15 protein-coding genes are annotated in these 15,658 nt (G+C 44.4%); 7 read left to right on the forward strand and 8 right to left on the reverse strand.

Annotation, left to right across the window (positions count from 1 at the left end):
- From tnpC to AACT52_RS27880, 3 genes are all read left to right on the forward strand, one after another.
- Window positions 1-1,401: IS66 family transposase (gene tnpC / locus AACT52_RS27870; protein ID WP_143172894.1), on the forward strand; the 1,401-nt coding region annotated here is incomplete at its 5' end.
- Window positions 1,402-1,493: 92 nt separating this feature from the next.
- Complete coding sequence (locus AACT52_RS27875; protein ID WP_073634139.1) at window positions 1,494-1,679, forward strand: hypothetical protein; 186 nt, start codon at window positions 1,494-1,496, stop codon at window positions 1,677-1,679.
- 134 nt (window positions 1,680-1,813) lie between these two features.
- Window positions 1,814-2,617, forward strand: coding sequence for a DUF4886 domain-containing protein (locus AACT52_RS27880; protein ID WP_143172895.1), 804 nt, complete (start codon window positions 1,814-1,816; stop codon window positions 2,615-2,617).
- Between the two features lie 11 nt (window positions 2,618-2,628).
- On the opposite strand, the gene AACT52_RS27885 is transcribed toward AACT52_RS27880, so the two are convergent.
- The 4 genes from AACT52_RS27885 to AACT52_RS27900 all read right to left on the reverse strand — a co-directional run bounded on the left by AACT52_RS27885 (window position 2,629) and on the right by AACT52_RS27900 (window position 7,159).
- Entirely contained in the window at window positions 2,629-3,330 is a 702-nt protein-coding gene (locus AACT52_RS27885) for a carbonic anhydrase (RefSeq protein WP_073634093.1), read from the reverse strand.
- Window positions 3,331-3,358: 28 nt separating this feature from the next.
- Window positions 3,359-3,670 (reverse strand): P-II family nitrogen regulator, encoded by a 312-nt coding sequence (locus AACT52_RS27890; protein ID WP_073634094.1) that lies wholly within the window; start codon window positions 3,668-3,670, stop codon window positions 3,359-3,361.
- A gap of 4 nt (window positions 3,671-3,674) precedes the next feature.
- Window positions 3,675-4,649: a sodium-dependent bicarbonate transport family permease gene (locus AACT52_RS27895; protein ID WP_073634095.1), complete on the reverse strand. Its 975-nt coding sequence runs from the start codon at window positions 4,647-4,649 to the stop codon at window positions 3,675-3,677.
- Window positions 4,650-5,830: 1,181 nt separating this feature from the next.
- On the reverse strand, window positions 5,831-7,159 hold the full coding sequence (locus AACT52_RS27900) for a glycoside hydrolase family 10 protein (protein WP_083630572.1): 1,329 nt from the start codon (window positions 7,157-7,159) through the stop codon (window positions 5,831-5,833).
- A gap of 587 nt (window positions 7,160-7,746) precedes the next feature.
- On the opposite strand from AACT52_RS27900, the gene AACT52_RS27905 reads away from it, so the two are divergent.
- The gene (locus tag AACT52_RS27905; protein ID WP_073634098.1) at window positions 7,747-8,727 is read left to right on the forward strand and encodes an aldo/keto reductase; all 981 of its coding nucleotides are present in this window, start codon (window positions 7,747-7,749) and stop codon (window positions 8,725-8,727) included.
- Between the two features lie 372 nt (window positions 8,728-9,099).
- Here AACT52_RS27905 and AACT52_RS27910 read toward each other — a convergent pair whose 3' ends face one another.
- Window positions 9,100-10,422 carry a dihydroorotase gene (locus AACT52_RS27910; protein ID WP_073634099.1) on the reverse strand — a complete coding sequence of 441 codons (1,323 nt, stop codon included), beginning with the start codon at window positions 10,420-10,422 and terminating at the stop codon, window positions 9,100-9,102.
- Window positions 10,423-10,674: 252 nt separating this feature from the next.
- On the opposite strand from AACT52_RS27910, the gene lepB reads away from it, so the two are divergent.
- Complete coding sequence (lepB, locus tag AACT52_RS27915; RefSeq protein ID WP_073634100.1) at window positions 10,675-11,319, forward strand: signal peptidase I; 645 nt, start codon at window positions 10,675-10,677, stop codon at window positions 11,317-11,319.
- Between the two features lie 61 nt (window positions 11,320-11,380).
- On the opposite strand, the gene AACT52_RS27920 is transcribed toward lepB, so the two are convergent.
- A complete protein-coding gene (locus AACT52_RS27920) occupies window positions 11,381-12,658 on the reverse strand; it encodes a CCA tRNA nucleotidyltransferase (protein WP_073634101.1) in 1,278 nt (425 codons plus the stop codon).
- Between the two features lie 86 nt (window positions 12,659-12,744).
- On the opposite strand from AACT52_RS27920, the gene AACT52_RS27925 reads away from it, so the two are divergent.
- Window positions 12,745-12,993: a Ycf34 family protein gene (locus AACT52_RS27925; protein ID WP_041035262.1), complete on the forward strand. Its 249-nt coding sequence runs from the start codon at window positions 12,745-12,747 to the stop codon at window positions 12,991-12,993.
- A 214-nt stretch (window positions 12,994-13,207) separates the two neighbouring features.
- Here the strand turns inward: AACT52_RS27925 and AACT52_RS27930 are convergent, their stop codons facing one another.
- Window positions 13,208-13,333 (reverse strand): hypothetical protein, encoded by a 126-nt coding sequence (locus AACT52_RS27930; RefSeq protein WP_158054790.1) that lies wholly within the window; start codon window positions 13,331-13,333, stop codon window positions 13,208-13,210.
- 209 nt (window positions 13,334-13,542) lie between these two features.
- On the reverse strand, window positions 13,543-14,751 hold the full coding sequence (locus tag AACT52_RS27935; protein ID WP_073634140.1) for an RNA-guided endonuclease InsQ/TnpB family protein: 1,209 nt from the start codon (window positions 14,749-14,751) through the stop codon (window positions 13,543-13,545).
- A gap of 184 nt (window positions 14,752-14,935) precedes the next feature.
- On the opposite strand from AACT52_RS27935, the gene tsaB reads away from it, so the two are divergent.
- Window positions 14,936-15,604 carry a tRNA (adenosine(37)-N6)-threonylcarbamoyltransferase complex dimerization subunit type 1 TsaB gene (gene tsaB, locus AACT52_RS27940; RefSeq protein ID WP_073634102.1) on the forward strand — a complete coding sequence of 223 codons (669 nt, stop codon included), beginning with the start codon at window positions 14,936-14,938 and terminating at the stop codon, window positions 15,602-15,604.
- The last annotated feature ends 54 nt before the right edge of the window (window positions 15,605-15,658 follow it).

Here is a 15,658-nt window from a genome sequence, read left to right on the forward strand (position 1 = left end):
CAGTACTCGAGCCAACATCTATCACTGGTCAGTTATTTTTGCCAGCCTGCACTAGATAGTAAGACTTCCTCAAAACCGCCATCAAGTGACTTACTGAAAAAATCAGAAAACAAGAAAGCTGAAAGTGAATCGCAAACCAATGATCGAAAGCGAAAACCAGGGGGACAGTTAGGGCATACGGGAAAAACGCGTAAGGGATTTGGGAGAGTAGACAGATACGAAGTACTGCGTCCCCAAGTTTGCTTGGCTTGTGGTCATACAGAGTTTGTAGCTTCCGCAGTTAAAGTCGAAAAACAGCAAGTAGCGCAGTTAGTAGAACGTCCAATAGAAATAGTTGAGTATCATCGTCACAGTTGTCAGTGTCGGCATTGTGATGCAATACAAACTGCCGAGTGGTCAAACGAAATTATTCCAGGTCAAGATTTGGGAGTAAGATTACAAGCTTTTCTGGGATGGATAGGAAATTATGGTCATTTGCCCTACGAAAAACAACAAGAAATGTTGTGGGAGTTGGGACAAATTGACGTTGGCGTAGGAACTTTGGTTGCGACCAATCAACGGGTGGAACAAGCGATTGCATCTCCTGTCACACAGTTGGGTGAGTGGGTAAAACTGGAACAACCTAACGTACACGTCGATGAAACCCCTTGGTCAGTTAAGGGCTTAAAAGAATGGTTATGGGTGATAGCCCATCCGCAATTCTGTTTGTTCCGAGCGGCAGATACGCGTTCGCGTGCCGAATTAGAAACCTTCTTAGGAACAGAGTATCGTGGGGTACTTAGCAGCGACGATTACAGTGTTTACAACGGCTACAACGCTGCCGCCCAGCAGAAATGTCTGGCACATCTGCGTCGTCATTTTTTGAAGCTCATTAAACTTCCGGGACAACATAATCGCGCAATTGGCGTTCGCGTAGCGTGCGCTTTGCGCTCAGAATTTGTCAACCTGATTGACGAAGCTTTCCGCAATTATCGTCAATGGCAGTTTTCCAGAGATGCGCTCAGTTACAATGATTGGGCGCAGCAGTTTCAAACCAAGGTGCAATTGACGCTCAATCGATGGATTGAGCACGCCGGAGCAACCGCAGGCAATCTGTTACGGAACTTACACCAAAAAGCTAAACAATGGTGGTATTTTCTTAACCACCCTGAAGTACCTCCAGATAATAACTTGGCGGAGCGAGAGTCCTTCGGACACGCTTCGCGAACGCTACGGCTAGCGGTCACAAAACGTAAAGTTAGTGGTGGTTCCCGTTCAATGGAACGATTTCAACATACTGCTAATTTGTTGACGGTGGTACAAACTTGTCGCCGTCAAGGTCGGTCTGTGATTAATTTTTTCGTACAAGCTTTGAAAGCACACTCTGGTAGTTCTTTCCCAGGTCCGTCTCTTATGTTTTAATTCTAGACCTGAATCCTTACGTACTTCGTGGCAGATCTAATCACCTCCTTGTTTCTTATATACTATATTTAGCTTAATGCATGGTTCTAAAAGTGACAACCAGTAAAGGGAAAAAACGAGTAAAAAATAATCCAGTTCTCTATGATTCTTTGAAAAAACAGAAAGGCATATGGTTAACAACTGAAACATGGGGACTAATAGAACAACAAGCGGTCTTAAACAATCTAAGTCGTAGCGAATATATTGAGCAATTAATAAGAAAATATCACGGCAGATAAATCTGCCCGTGTCAGCATTCCACCCCGATATAAATAACGTAAGAGGTTCAATTCATTTAATTTATTGAACCTCTTACTTCGGGGCTATCTGCCTCCCGCATCATTTTAGGTATGTTACAAAAGTCTCAGCAGTCATGAAAAAAAGAAGGATAGGATATCGGATTGGGTTAATTCTATTTTCGGTGGTTACCTGCATGGGGATGATGGGGAAACAGGTTGATGCAAATGCTTTTAGAGTATCCAATGAGCAGCCGCTGAGAGTTTTATTTATTGGTAACAGCTATACCTATGTCAATGACCTTCCCTGGTTGACGCAACAGTTGTCCGTCTCGGCGGGAGAAACTAGAACGCTGGAAACTGATATGGTTACAGTTGGTGGGGCTACGCTGAAAAGTCATTGGGAGCGGGGTGAAGCACTTAGGCGAATTCAGAATGAGCGATGGGACTACGTAGTGCTGCAAGAACAGAGTACTTTACCCATTACCCATCCGAAGGTCATGTATCAGTATGCCCGTTTGTTTGATACCCAGATTAAGCGAGTTAACGCCCGAACGGTTTTCTACCTAACCTGGGCAAGGCAGAATCGACCAGAAACGCAACAAATACTGACCGATTCCTACACGAGGATTGCCAGAGAACTGAGAGCCAAGGTTGCACCTGTAGGACTTGCGTGGCAAAAAGTTCAGGAGGAGAATCCAAAATTGGATCTTTACTATCCGGATCAAAGCCACCCTAGTCCTATTGGATCGTATGTAGCAGCGTGTGTGTTCTATGCAACATTCTATCAAAAGAGTCCAGTAGGATTGAGTTATCGTATCTACGACACTCAATTTGGGACTCCACAAGAAGGAAAAACACTTGAGTTAGAGAGTTTGACGCAAATAGATGCTGCAATAGTTCAACGCTTGGCTTGGGATGTTGTCAGCAAGATGTTGTAAATTATGTAATTTTACGTAACAATAGTCACGCTTCCTGTATCTAAATCATAACGACCTCCGACAATTTTCAATTTGCCGGATTGCAACCGCTCAGTCAAGAGTGGCGATCGCTTCAACCGTTCAATTTGATACTGCACATTTGCTACCACAGCGTTTTCAACTGCGTCCCCCGACTGACCCTTGACTTTTTCCACGGCTGGCTTAATTGCCTTAACAAAGCTACTAATATCACCGAGTAGGGCTTCGTTTTGTACAGCTGCGGTAACTGCCCCGCATCGTTCATGACCCAGCACCATAAGCACAGGAGTACCTAACAGGACAACCGCATATTCAATACTACCGATTGCTTCGGGGATGGCAATATTTCCGGCAATACGAACATCAAAGATGTCTCCGATGCCCTGATCAAAAACAATTTCTGCCGGCACTCGTGAATCCGCACAACTCAGGATGGTTACAAATGGATGTTGAGCTTGAGCGACTTCCTGCAATCGAGCCTGAGATTGATCGGGATATTGAGGGTGATGCTGAGCAAACCGCTGATTTCCCTCCATTAGCTTTTGCAATGCGGCATCGGGACTGAGGGATTGAGGAGCCGCAGAGGGCAATTCGGCGGCTTTAACCTGTTCAACCTGCCACACCAAATCACTCGCAGTGACCACTAAACCAAATGCCCCCGTGACTCCCAACTTCAAGAAGTTACGACGTTCCATAAAATGCTTCATTGGCTTCATGATTGTCTTACATCGACGCGACACATCTTACAGAACGAACTTCCATGACATCCGAGATATAACAAGTACCTCCAAACTTATTAAGCAGGGGTTTGATCTTTTCCACAACAGGCTTGATTTGCTCAGGCATACAGAATGCAATCACATAAACATTATCAAGCATCGTCATGTCTAAATCTTCCCTCGTGCCTGATAATCCTTTGCCGGCAACATTTCGGATCACAATATGAGCATTTACACCAGACTTATCTAAACCATCTAAAATTTTGCCAAGCTCAAAGGAGTTAGCAATAATTTCTATCTTTTTAACTAAGTGCATATTATTACCTCCACAACAGGTTAATCCCGTACAGATATAGCGGAATTCCCACAATAATATTGAACGGAAATGTCACTGCTAAAGCAGTAGAAACATACAGACTGGGATTCGCTTCCGGGACAGTCATCCGGATAGCTGCTGGGACAGCGATGTAAGAGGCACTCGCACACAGCACAGCGAACAACAGCGCATTTCCCTGAGACATACCAATCAATCTGGCAATCAATAACCCAATAGTTGCATTGAGTATTGGAATTAGTATCGCAAATGAAATGAGGAAAAATCCGGTTTTTTGCAAGTCTTTAATTCTTCGAGCAGCAACCAGTCCCATGTCCAGTAAAAAGAAGGTAAGAACCCCATAAAACATCCCCTGAGTAAAGGGTTCCAAAACCTTCCAACCGCGTTCTCCCGTCAAAACGCCAATCACGAGGCTACCAACCAGGAGAAAGACTGAACTGTTTAGAAACGCCTCTTGCAAAACTTCAGACCAGGCAGTTTCCCGTGGTTTGCCTTGGTCAACAGTAAATAAATTTACCAGGATCAGACCAACAATGATAGCTGGAGATTCCATTAGGGCAAGAGCTGCCACCATGTAGCCATCAAAAGCAATGCCAAGCTGAGTTAAAAAAGCACTAGCTGTGATGAACGTGACAGCACTGATAGAACCATAGGTTGCGGCGATCGCTGCAGCATCATAAGTATCCAGCCTTAGTTTGAGGATAAAAAAGGTGTAAATTGGGACAAAACATGCCATCAACATGGCTGCCAAGAGCGTCAGGGCCACTTCCTGAGTGATTCCACTTTTGATCAGTTCAACTCCTCCCTTAAACCCAATCGCCAACAGCAGATAAAGCGACAGGAGTTTGGGTACAGGTGCAGGAATTTCCAAATCAGACTTGACAAAAACGGCTGTCATTCCCAGGAAGAAAAACAGGATTGGCGGATTCAGAATGTTGGATATGATCAAGCTGGCATCCATGTCTATCGCTCCTTGTGCTGATGAAACCGAAAATTAAAAAAACTTTGCATTGTAAGAAACTTAACCATAGACATTGAATTCATGAGTATCGTGTAGGGTGACCTCATGTCAATTGGGTGATGATGTATCTATAAAACGATCAGAATCGGAGGTCGGTTGCTTCAAGTACACAGATTCAGCTTAACAAGTTCGCTGCACTCCTATTTGGCTTTGTTTGTAAAGCGATCGCCTCGGATATTGGGGTGCGGGGCAGTATCAGTAGCTCTTGAAGATAACGCCCTTCCTTCATAGTGCAAGGAACTCATTCACATAAATTAAGCTGCTAACTGTCACTGGTGAGCTAAGCCGTTAGATTTTCCTGCAGTTGGGGAACACTAGAAATTGAGCAGCAAGTTGCCTAAAAGACTGATTTACTTTTGAGGAACGGTAAATTCTGTCGTTCCCTCCTAAGATCAGAAACTTTGTGCTGAGCTGTTGCAGTCGTGTCCCCTACTTCAGAATGAGGTTCAAAATGGCTTAACCAGAAAGAAAGCTAGAAAAGATGTCAATTACCCATGCTCTTGAGTACTACAAGAACCACTGTGAATTTTTGGGGTATTCTGTAGAGGAAGAAGATCAATTCTCTATTGTTTGTCGTCACCCAAGAAGGGATTTGCTCCAATTAATTCTACTGAAGCAAAATATTGGTGTGATGGCTCAAATTATTTATGCGTTTCCAAAAAGGTTTTACAATGACCTCATTCCGCTATATATGTACGTCAATGAACTAAATAGTATCTTCTTATTCGTGAAGGCACACATTTGTTCCTTCGAAGATAGTCCCCCTATTATTGTTTTGACTTCAGTTCTAGAGGGAGAATATAGCCGACAAAGCTTCGCTATCTTTTTGGACAATATTGATTATGATATGAAGAAATTCCACTCATATCCTAAAACTCCCGATATGTGGGGTAATTAGTAGAAGTTACGCACTTTACAAAGTAACCATTATGTGAATTCTAAGACTTGGTAGTTTCTGGCGCTTCAGGGCACCCTGAAGCGATTGGCTCCGGCACTGGCACCTTTGCGATCGCCTGTGTTACTCAGCTACCGACACATCAAGCAATCCCTCTGTTGTATGATCTTGGGCAAGAGCGATGGCGCGGAGCGCCCGCATAATTGCGATCGCTAATGACAAGCCGCTATGGTTCTTGTGCACGTGTGTCGAGTGATTCAATTCTGCCTCTAGCGCGAACCACGAAAGCGGGAAAGAGGGTTTGAAATCCAGCTTGCCGCTGTGCAACTGGCTCTGGAGCAGAGTTCCAGAGGCTTTCGTAGTAAAAGAAGGCTACGCCCAAGCCTCGTTGTTGGGCAGCCCGCACCTGGGACTGAATTTGTTGCATTGAAACTGGGTTAGTTCGTAACCCTGCCATAACACCAACTCCAGTTGGAATGATTTGTTGCGCTTCTTGAATTTCTGAACGGGAAATATTGGCGATAAAACTTTGGAGATTAGGACGATAAATTTGCACAATCAGCTCGTCCACAATATTCAGCCGCACCCAGGCAAGCCAGTCTTGGAGTTGGAACTTGTAAGCAAAGTCATAGTAATTGGGAGAAATGGAGAAAATCGCGTTGGGTTTTCTCGCTTTCACAGCTTGATTGAGTTGTACCATGAATGCCGTGATTTTATCTGCCCGCCAGCGCATCCATGCCGGATCTTGGGGATCAGTCGGAGGACTATTCTTGGTTTCCTGAGTATACAACGCAACTGTGTATTTATCGTAGCCAAATTCGTGGGGCAAACTCATGTGATCGTCAAACTGAATGCCATCAACATCATATTGGGTGACGGTTTCCAGTACGAGATCGGTGATAAACTGCTGCACTTTTGGATGGAAGGGATTGAGCCATGCAACCTCACCAGCCGCACTGATCGAAGTTTCGCTGCCATCCCGCTTTTGCGTGAACCAATCCGGATAATTCAAGGCAAGTTCCGACGTCGGGGGAGCCATGAAGCCAAACTCAAACCAGGGAATCACCAACAAGCCTTGGCGATGTGCCTGGGTAATCAGGTCTGCGAGAATATCACGTCCATCTGAACCTCGCAAGACAAACGGTTGGATACCAGCACGTTTTGCCACGGCGCTGGGATACATCACATACCCAGAATTCCACACCACTGGATAGATCGTGTTGAAGTTCAGCCGCCTCAATTGACTCACGCCATCCTGCACTTTGGCTCGATCCTTGAGGATGTCAAAATCATTGTTCGTCATCCAAACCCCGCGAATCTCCTGACGGGGTAGCTGGGCGATCGCAGGAGTGAGGCTATCGACCAACAGTACTGTAACGAACGATATCAGAACCAGGAGTGGAAAAAGACTCTTGAGCGATCGCCCTTTAGGGCGCTGCACAGAGTGCAATCGCCGCCAACCTTGAGCAATGAAACGTAATTTCATGGGCTTGAATGATGTATCAGCTACCCACACGCGCCATCGCATGCTTTTGTGATGAAATCTACTCGTCATATAGTCTACAAGTATTTATGCTTATTAGAGACTTGGTTAGTTGGTAGTTGTTCATTCAATGCGACCCATCAAATCGTTGCATCCGAAAAATTGAACCAGACTTAGCACAGTAAGATGGTAGACGCAGTTGGTAGGTTAGTAGTGCCCACTACAGCTTTCTTTGTAAATAGCGATCGCTAATAAGTCATTAGAACTTACGCCAGAAGTTTGCTGCATGTGAGTCTAGCCCTACCTTATTTGCTGAAGACCAGTTGAGCGAGTGAAAGCTTTGCTTGTTTAGCTTCCATCAAGTTCTCGAGTTTGACAAGGCAAAATAGTCTTTTTTAGCAGTAACTTAAAATCTGATTCAGTAGTAGGCTTTTTCCATGTCTCATATTTTACCATTAAATCTGTGAAACGAAGATACTGCGTTATATCCCAAAGATTAATTACTCACTCGTCGGCTGTTGTAACTATGCAAAAATATGGTCAGAGGGCGTTATCTCCTTGTTCCGGCAACCTCGCCCAGCCTGTAAGAGGGATGGGGAATTTCGCGGAATTACTTAAAAAGTATTTGTAAAGATTGTGAAAATCTACAAACAGTAAATATGCAAATTAGCCAAAAACTCTACCTTCCAACTATGGGCTGCGGAACTTGGGCATGGGGAAACCGTCTGCTCTGGGGATACGACGAAAGCATGGATGACCAGTTGCAAGCCGTTTTTAACCTTTGTGTAAGTAACGACGTAACCTTATTTGACACGGGTGATTCTTACGGAACTGGGAGATTGAATGGGCGCAGTGAGCAACTCCTGGGACGCTTTTCTAAGGAATATCTTGGTTCAGGTAAAGAAAATATTTGCATTGCCACAAAGCTTGCTGCTTATCCGTGGAGATTGACACGCTCCTCAATGGTGTCTGCTGGCAAGGCGTCTGCCAAGCGCTTGGGAAGAAATGTAGATCTGGTACAGATGCATTGGTCTACGGCAAACTATGCTCCTTGGCAGGAAGGAGCGCTTTTGGATGGTCTTGCGGATTTGTACGAGCAAGGACTGGTTAAGGGAGTGGGCTTATCCAACTACGGACCGAAACGGCTCAAACAGGTGCATCAAAAATTTGTTGAGCGAGGAGTTCCAATCGCTACTTTACAGGTTCAGTACTCTCTGCTGTCCACTTATCCTGTGACGACATTAGGGCTGAAAGACGTTTGTGATCAGCTTGGGATAAAACTCATTGCCTACAGCCCTCTGGCATTAGGAGTGTTGACAGGGAAGTACTCAGAAAACGGTCCTTTTCCAAAAGGCATCCGAGGTTTGCTGTTTAGGCAGATATTGCCAGGAGTGCGATCGCTTTTGTCATGTTTACGAGAAGTCGCTCAATCAAGAAACAAGACGATGTCGCAGGTGGCAACTAATTGGTGCATCTGTAAAGGAACCATTCCGATCCCTGGAGCAAAGAGTGTGGAACAGGCAAAGGAGAATATTGGTGCTTTGGGTTGGCAATTAGATTCTAGCGAGATTGCCGAGTTGGATAAAGCGGCTGTGACTGTGGATAAAAAAATGGTGCAAAATATTTTTCAGACTAAGTAAATATTCTATAAAAAATATCTTTTGTTACACTAAGATAATTTCTTTTGTTTGAGGTGTCGCTTATTATGAAACAAGATGTAGCGTCAAATATGACATATGCCGATGTCTCCAGAAGACGTTGAAAAAACAATACGACAAAATACCAGTTTCAGTGAGTTAATTGAGGTTTGGGCAAGAAATCATGACGGCTAAAAATAACGCCGCGTCGCATTTCCACCCCGATATAAATGACGTATGAGGTCAATTCCTTTAATTCCTTGACCTCATACTTCGGGGCGTGACCTCGCTCCCGCGTGATTTTAGGTGTAGCGGCTACGCCCTATGTCCCTATTCTGGATTGTTGACTGCACCAAGCGAAGCTCAGTGGCTTGACTAATGACGAAAAGTTAAGGCTTGACCCCGTACTTGTGTATGTACTTTTCCTTTTTCATACACAATCTGACCGCCTACTATAGTGGTCACAGGCCATCCAGTGAGGTTCCAGCCTTCAAAAGGACTCCAACCACATTTGGTCAACAATTCCTCGCGTAACACAGGGCGATAGGTATTCAAATCTACAAGCACTAAATCGGCATCATAGCCAGGAGCGATCGCCCCCTTATTTGGAATACCATATCCCTGAGCTACGGCTTGTGACATCCAGTGAGTCACTTGAGCAACAGTACATTTTCCCTGCATTGCAGCTGTCAACATCAGAGGTAGGGAAGTTTCTACACCAGGCATCCCGGAGGGAGTGTTTGGGTACTCTTGAGCTTTTTCTTCCAAAGTATGCGGTGCGTGATCTGTGGCAATGAAGTCAATCACCCCATCACGCAAAGCTTGCCAAAGGACTTCGTTATCGTGGGGCGATCGCAAAGGTGGATTCATCTGCGCCAAGGTGCCAATCTTTGCATACGCACTGGTATTGAGAAGTAAATGCTGGGGCGTCACCTCTGCTGTGACCCAACTTGGTTTATCATGACGCAGTAAGTCTGCTTCTTCTGCTGTTGACATATGCAGAATATGCAAACGACGTTGGTATTTTTTAGAAAGTCTTAATGCTTGCTGAGTTGCCAGGAGCGCTGCCTGATTATCTTGAATTTGGGAATGAACTGCAGGATCATGAATTCCAGCGAATTCCTTGCGGCGTTCCTTGATTCTAGCTTGGTCTTCAGCATGAACGGCAATCAAACGCTCGCCTTCAGAAAATATAGCTTCCAAGGCAGCATCTTGGTCAACCAGCAACTGTCCATGCATTGAACCCATGAAAATTTTGATCCCACAAGTTGGCTTTGCCTGAACTAAATCCGGCAAATTTTCTGCCGTTGCCCCGATAAAAAAGCCATAATTAACCAAGCACTTTTGCGAAGCTCGTTGTAGCTTGTCATCAAGAGCTTCCTGGGTGCTGGTTATGGGGCGTGTGTTCGGCATTTCCAAAAATGAGGTGACTCCCCCTTTGGCACAAGCGCAACTAGCGGTAAATAAATCTTCCTTGTGTTCCAGTCCTGGTTCCCGGAAGTGGACTTGTGGATCAATGACTCCTGGCAACAAAGTTAACCCTTCTGCGTCAATTTCTATGGTTGACGTTGCAGGAGAAATTTCTGGTGCAACTTCGACTATCGTGCGATCACGCGTCAGCACATCCCCAACAAACGATTCACCATTGGGTAATATTATGCGAGCGCGACGAATCAGCAAACTCCTAGGAGATGACATGCGGTCAACTGCGTTAAAACAAGAGTTGAGCTTAACACATAACTATGCTTATAGGTTAAACTTAGTTGAACTCTTCCCTGAAGATTTGTCTTGTTTATTACAAAAAGTTTATTCTTCTTAATTAACGGAGAACCTTGTGAAGATGAGTACATAACCTCAAGAGCTAATTTGTAAAGTTAAGATAAACAAATACACGATCTCTGCTTGAGCAAGTGAATCACCTGCTTCTATTGCCATTACTTTTGTAATTTCATGCAAAATCAAGTGTCTGATAATAACTCTAGCCACCCACAACCTAATAATTCTTCTTGGCTTGCAGAACTCAGTAGGACGGTTGTATTAAGCATCGTCCTAGCCCTGGGAATTCGCACCTTTGTTGCTGAAGCGCGTTGGATTCCCTCTGGTTCGATGGAACCAACCCTACACGGTACTCCAAACCAGTGGGAGGCAGACAAAATTATTGTCGATAAATTAAGTTATAAATTTTCTAACCCAGAGCGAGGCGATATTGTAGTATTTTCCCCTACACAAGAGCTACAAAAAGAACAATACCAAGATGCCTTTATTAAGCGTGTCATTGGCTTACCAGGAGAAAAGGTAGAACTTAGGAATGGCAAAGTTTATATCGATAACAAAGCCCTGCCAGAAAAGTACTTAGCAACTGGACAGCGTACAGCCATCGATGTTTGCACATCAGGTCAGCAACCACCTTTCCTATCGCAACCGGTCACCATACCAGCCAATTCATACTTAGTATTAGGAGATAACCGTAACAGTAGCTATGATAGTCGGTGCTGGGGTGTTGTTCCCCGCGAGAACATTATCGGACGTGCTGTTATTCGCTTTTGGCCTCTGAATCAAGTTGGAGGAATAGATAAATCACCGCTGTATCGCTAGATGAAATTTTTTTAAATTCAGAAATCGTGAAGGGGACTGTTGACTCTTGAGTGGGAATTCCCTAATCGCTAATCCCTAACAACCCAGATGCAAACTCTATCGCTTGTTCTGCCGTGGAAACCTTCCCCTCAATCTGTGCCACGGCAATTTCTGTAAGAAGTTGACCGACGAGTGGCGAAGCAGGAATTTTCAGTGCTAACATAAGATCTTTCCCACTAAGTAATACTGTGGGATGAGCAACCAGATCATCAGGGTTAAAGTAGCGGGTAATTAAGGGTGCGTACATATTTAAGGCGTTGTCGTCAGACATGGCGTCTACGGATATGGTGTGTGCGACTGCTAAAGTGGCGATCGCTGGAAACACAAGTCCCGCTTCTTGGAATAAGAAATATTCTTCTCGCAAGGACATCAGGGGTGCTTTAAGTTGCGGTAACAGCCTTAAGACGGTAGTTACCGCTTTTATTTCTGCACGACTATAGGTGAGTTCCACCAACTCTATTTCGGCTGTTTCTGGTTCCGGGTTGACTAGACTTGCAAGTTTAGCTATTCCCAACCAAGTTGTTTTGACGGTATCGCGTACATATTTGGCAAGTTCCACCCCAAGTTGTGGCCAAATTTCGGCAAGTTGAGAACCTGCTTTGTCAACCACCGCCAATGAAGTCACACTTTCTTTTGTGGCGGATTTAAAGAAAGGAGTAAGTAAACCATCTTCCCAAGCACTTGCAATCCAGGGACTTCCTTGAGCATTTGCCAGCATATAGCCTAATTCTACCCGCACTCTTTCGGGGGCAACTTTTGTGATGTGTGATGCCAAAGAGCGAATTACTGCCTGAGTATCTGGCTCAATTGTAAAACCGAGTTGGGCAGCTTGGCGATATGCCCGCATCAACCGCAAGGGGTCGTCTTCCAAGTTCGCAGGTGATATCATTCGCAAAAGACGCTGTTGCAAATCAATAGAGCCTTGCAGAGGGTCAATGATTTCTTGAGTGTGGGGATTGTATGCTATAGCATTTACTGTGAAATCCCGCCTATGCAAGTCTGTTTCTAAGCTATTGCCTTCAGCTTGTGCAAAATCTGCTGTAGCGTGGGGAAACACAACACGAGCAATTTGTCGTTGTGGATCTAATAACACAAAACCAGCTTTGTAATGTGTCGCTATTTTACGGGCGACTTCCACCGCATCAGATGGTAGAACAAAATCCAGATCCAAATATTCGCGAGTCCTTCCCAAAATCGCATCCCGCACAGCACCACCCACCATGTAAGTAGGTTGTGGCAATAATTCCAAACTAAAAGGCCAATTTTCTGGGGAAAGCATAGAAGGAACTGAACAGTCCATCGTAATAAAAATAAACCCAGCGACTAGTGAATAACAATGGGGCTTAAGCTAGATTATCAATAAAGATCCCCGGAGTTGGTTGAATTATGTGTGTTTGTGTCAATTGCCACTATGTAGACCGCTGTATTACCTACCATGCGGTAGAAACGCAGCACCAACAACCTCACTTGACCGAAACGCCAAATTTTGAGCCGAATGAACCCTCCATCAATGTCAACATCCGCACACGCGATGATGTCATTGAAATGGAATGGGATGTTGTAGGATGTCTCAGCTTTAAGCGCGAAATGGGTAAGTGGTCGAAGTTACGTCCTGGTGAGTTGGTGCCAACTTGATAATGAGTTGTGTTGTGTGTGTTAAACGCGGCTACTGCTGTTTAGTGTGGTAGTCGTGATTATTTTTATGTTTGAATCAATGCGCAAAGAAGTTCTAACGACAACTTTATGACTTCCTCAAACGAGTCAGAAGTGCTTTGAGTTCAGCAAGTTGAACAGATGGGCTTATTGGCTCTCCATTCATTGCAAGCATAGGAGTACCATCAACTCCAATCTATTGCGTCAATTTAACATCTTTCTCAATTACCGCACTCGCAGCACTGCTATGACAGTCCTGGTTAAACCGCTTGAGATCCAAATTCAGGGCTTTAGCAGTTGTGACATAGAGAGATCCACTCAACTTGTCTTGGTTTTCAAACAGGGCATCTCAGATAAACTTCACTCCATTCGTTCTGATCTCAGTTTTTGCCATCAACTGGTTATAGTCGATACAGCTAAGCTCTGGAAAAGTTTAGGTAAAGTTCAGGTAAGTCTTGCTGATTAAAGTTTCCACCTTAACAAGCGTGCCATTTGGTTCAGGTTGTTTGCCTTTTGACACTCTCCGCCCTTCTAGGGCGGAGATTCTTCGTTCACAGACCCAACTTGCTCAGGCAGGATTGCTCCAACCTGAGTAGAGGTCGAATCTCCCGAAGCGTTCCGGTCTTTGACCCAAGTTCCCACATGCCCTGTGGTACTTAAGGCTGACTTCAGAATATTAATGGCTGCATTCCAGTCTCTGTCTAACACAAATCCACATTTACAAACATGGGTTCTTGTTGACAAAGACTTTTGGATTAGAGTGCCGCAATTAGAGCATTGTTGGGAAGTGTAGGCAGGATTGACTGTTACAGTTATTCTGCCGAACTTAACTCCGAAATACTCCAGCCATTTTCTAAATTGATACCAACCTGCATCATTAATCGATTTGGCGAGACAGTGATTCTTGACTAAGTTCTTAATCCTCAAATCTTCGTAGGCAACCAAATCGTTAGATTGGATTACGCAACGTGCCACTCTCTTGGCATGTTCTTCACGCTGCCTACTTATTTTGAGGTGTACTCGCCCTAATCTATTAATGGCTTTCTTGCGGTTGGTAGAGCCTTTTTTCTTACGAGAAACGCGGCGTTGTCTAAACTTCAAGCGTTTTTCGCCAGTTCGATAAAACTTAGGATTCGGTTCGGTATGACCATTGCTATCAGTGTAGAATTCCTTGATTCCTACATCTAATCCAATAGTCTTGCCTGTTGGCTTCGTATCTATTTTGTTTTCGGCATCAACCAAAAACTGAACGTAGTAGCCATCGGCACGACGTACCAACCTTACTCGTTTTATCTGCTCTATTTGGTAAAAGTTTAGATCCCACGTCCCTTTGAGTTTAAGCTTACCAATTCCATTTTTATCCGTGAAAGTAATCTGCTTCCTATCTATCGAAAGTTTCCACCCTGAAGTTTTGTACTCAACTGAGCGGCAATTCTTCTTAAATTGTGGATAGCCTTTCTTTCCTGGAATAGACTTTTTCCAGTTATCGTGTACCCTTGCTATTGAGCTATAGGCTCTTTCGATAGCCGCTTGGCAAGCACTGGAGTTTAAGGTTTTAGCAAAAGGAAACTCCGCTCTCAACGTCTTGCTAAGGCGATACAACTCTTTCTGTCCTACGCCTCGGTTATCCATCCAGTAGCGGATAGCCTGGTTGCGGACAAATTGAACCGTCCTAATCGCCTCATCGATGGCAGAGTATTGAGTTGTTTTTCCTTTAGCCTTAAACTCTACAACTAGTATTTTACGTGGAAAAACCCTACGCAAAATATTCTATCATAGAGAAAGCCGTCAAACGAAGGACGGGGCTTTAAACCCATTTTTTCGGTAAATATGCATGAAAACTCAGATCAAAATGAGCGAAAAATGAGTTAATACTTATAAAAAGGTTTTTAATTGTTAGCAAATACTTATATTTGAATTAGCTTTGACCACCCAACTGGAACATCTCCAACCAACGCAATACGGACTAGGGCTGCACACCACGACTCGTGAATTGGGTTTGGCAATCAATAACTTTGCTGGCGAAACCCGTTCTAAAGTTTGGGATTTAGATCGTGATTTATCCAGTCATTTGCATCAATATTTAGTTGAATTTATTAAACCGCAAACTTGGGCAGACTTGGCATTCATTGCTGTAGCAAAGGGACCAGGAGGTTTTACTGGAACTCGCATTGGGGTTGTTACCGCCCGCACTTTGGGGCAACAGCTAGGCATTCCTGTATTTGCCATTTCTACTTTGGCAGCTGTGGTATGGTCACAAATCCCCCCTAACCCCCCTTATAAAGGGGGGGATCAGGTCATAGCCGTACAAATGCCCGCCCAACGAGGTCAAGTTTTCGGGGCTATTTATCAACCCACCCCAGATGCTTCTGAACTTAAGGTTTTAGTACCAGATACTGTGATGACACCAGAAGCATGGCAGGACAAATTAGCAACCTGCAATACCGATTATCAACTCATTGAAGCCCAATCTGGATTAGCAGCGACAGTGACAAGCGTGTTGCAACTAGCATATTTAGACTGGCAACGAGGGCAGCGTCCTAACTGGTCAGAAGCATTACCATTTTACGGGCAACATCCTGTGGAGATGTGAAAACGATGCCCCATCTGATTGCAAAAGTTATACTAATTTTGACAAACAATGCGA

The organism is Scytonema sp. HK-05 (genome assembly GCF_963872035.1).
In the GTDB taxonomy this organism is placed as follows: Bacteria; Cyanobacteriota; Cyanobacteriia; order Cyanobacteriales; family Nostocaceae; genus Kalymmatonema.

What these genes read in the sequence shown, in the direction of transcription:
- AACT52_RS27880 (WP_143172895.1), top strand. Translation starts at nt 1,814, where the DNA reads ATGAAAAAAAGAAGGATAGGATATCGGATTGGGTTAATTCTATTTTCG.
- AACT52_RS27885 (WP_073634093.1), bottom strand. Translation starts at nt 3,330, where the DNA reads ATGGAACGTCGTAACTTCTTGAAGTTGGGAGTCACGGGGGCATTTGGT.
- AACT52_RS27890 (WP_073634094.1), bottom strand. Translation starts at nt 3,670, where the DNA reads ATGCACTTAGTTAAAAAGATAGAAATTATTGCTAACTCCTTTGAGCTT.
- AACT52_RS27895 (WP_073634095.1), bottom strand. Translation starts at nt 4,649, where the DNA reads ATGGATGCCAGCTTGATCATATCCAACATTCTGAATCCGCCAATCCTG.
- AACT52_RS27900 (WP_083630572.1), bottom strand. Translation starts at nt 7,159, where the DNA reads ATGACGAGTAGATTTCATCACAAAAGCATGCGATGGCGCGTGTGGGTA.
- AACT52_RS27905 (WP_073634098.1), top strand. Translation starts at nt 7,747, where the DNA reads ATGCAAATTAGCCAAAAACTCTACCTTCCAACTATGGGCTGCGGAACT.
- AACT52_RS27910 (WP_073634099.1), bottom strand. Translation starts at nt 10,422, where the DNA reads ATGTCATCTCCTAGGAGTTTGCTGATTCGTCGCGCTCGCATAATATTA.
- lepB (WP_073634100.1), top strand. Translation starts at nt 10,675, where the DNA reads ATGCAAAATCAAGTGTCTGATAATAACTCTAGCCACCCACAACCTAAT.
- AACT52_RS27920 (WP_073634101.1), bottom strand. Translation starts at nt 12,658, where the DNA reads ATGGACTGTTCAGTTCCTTCTATGCTTTCCCCAGAAAATTGGCCTTTT.
- AACT52_RS27925 (WP_041035262.1), top strand. Translation starts at nt 12,745, where the DNA reads ATGTGTGTTTGTGTCAATTGCCACTATGTAGACCGCTGTATTACCTAC.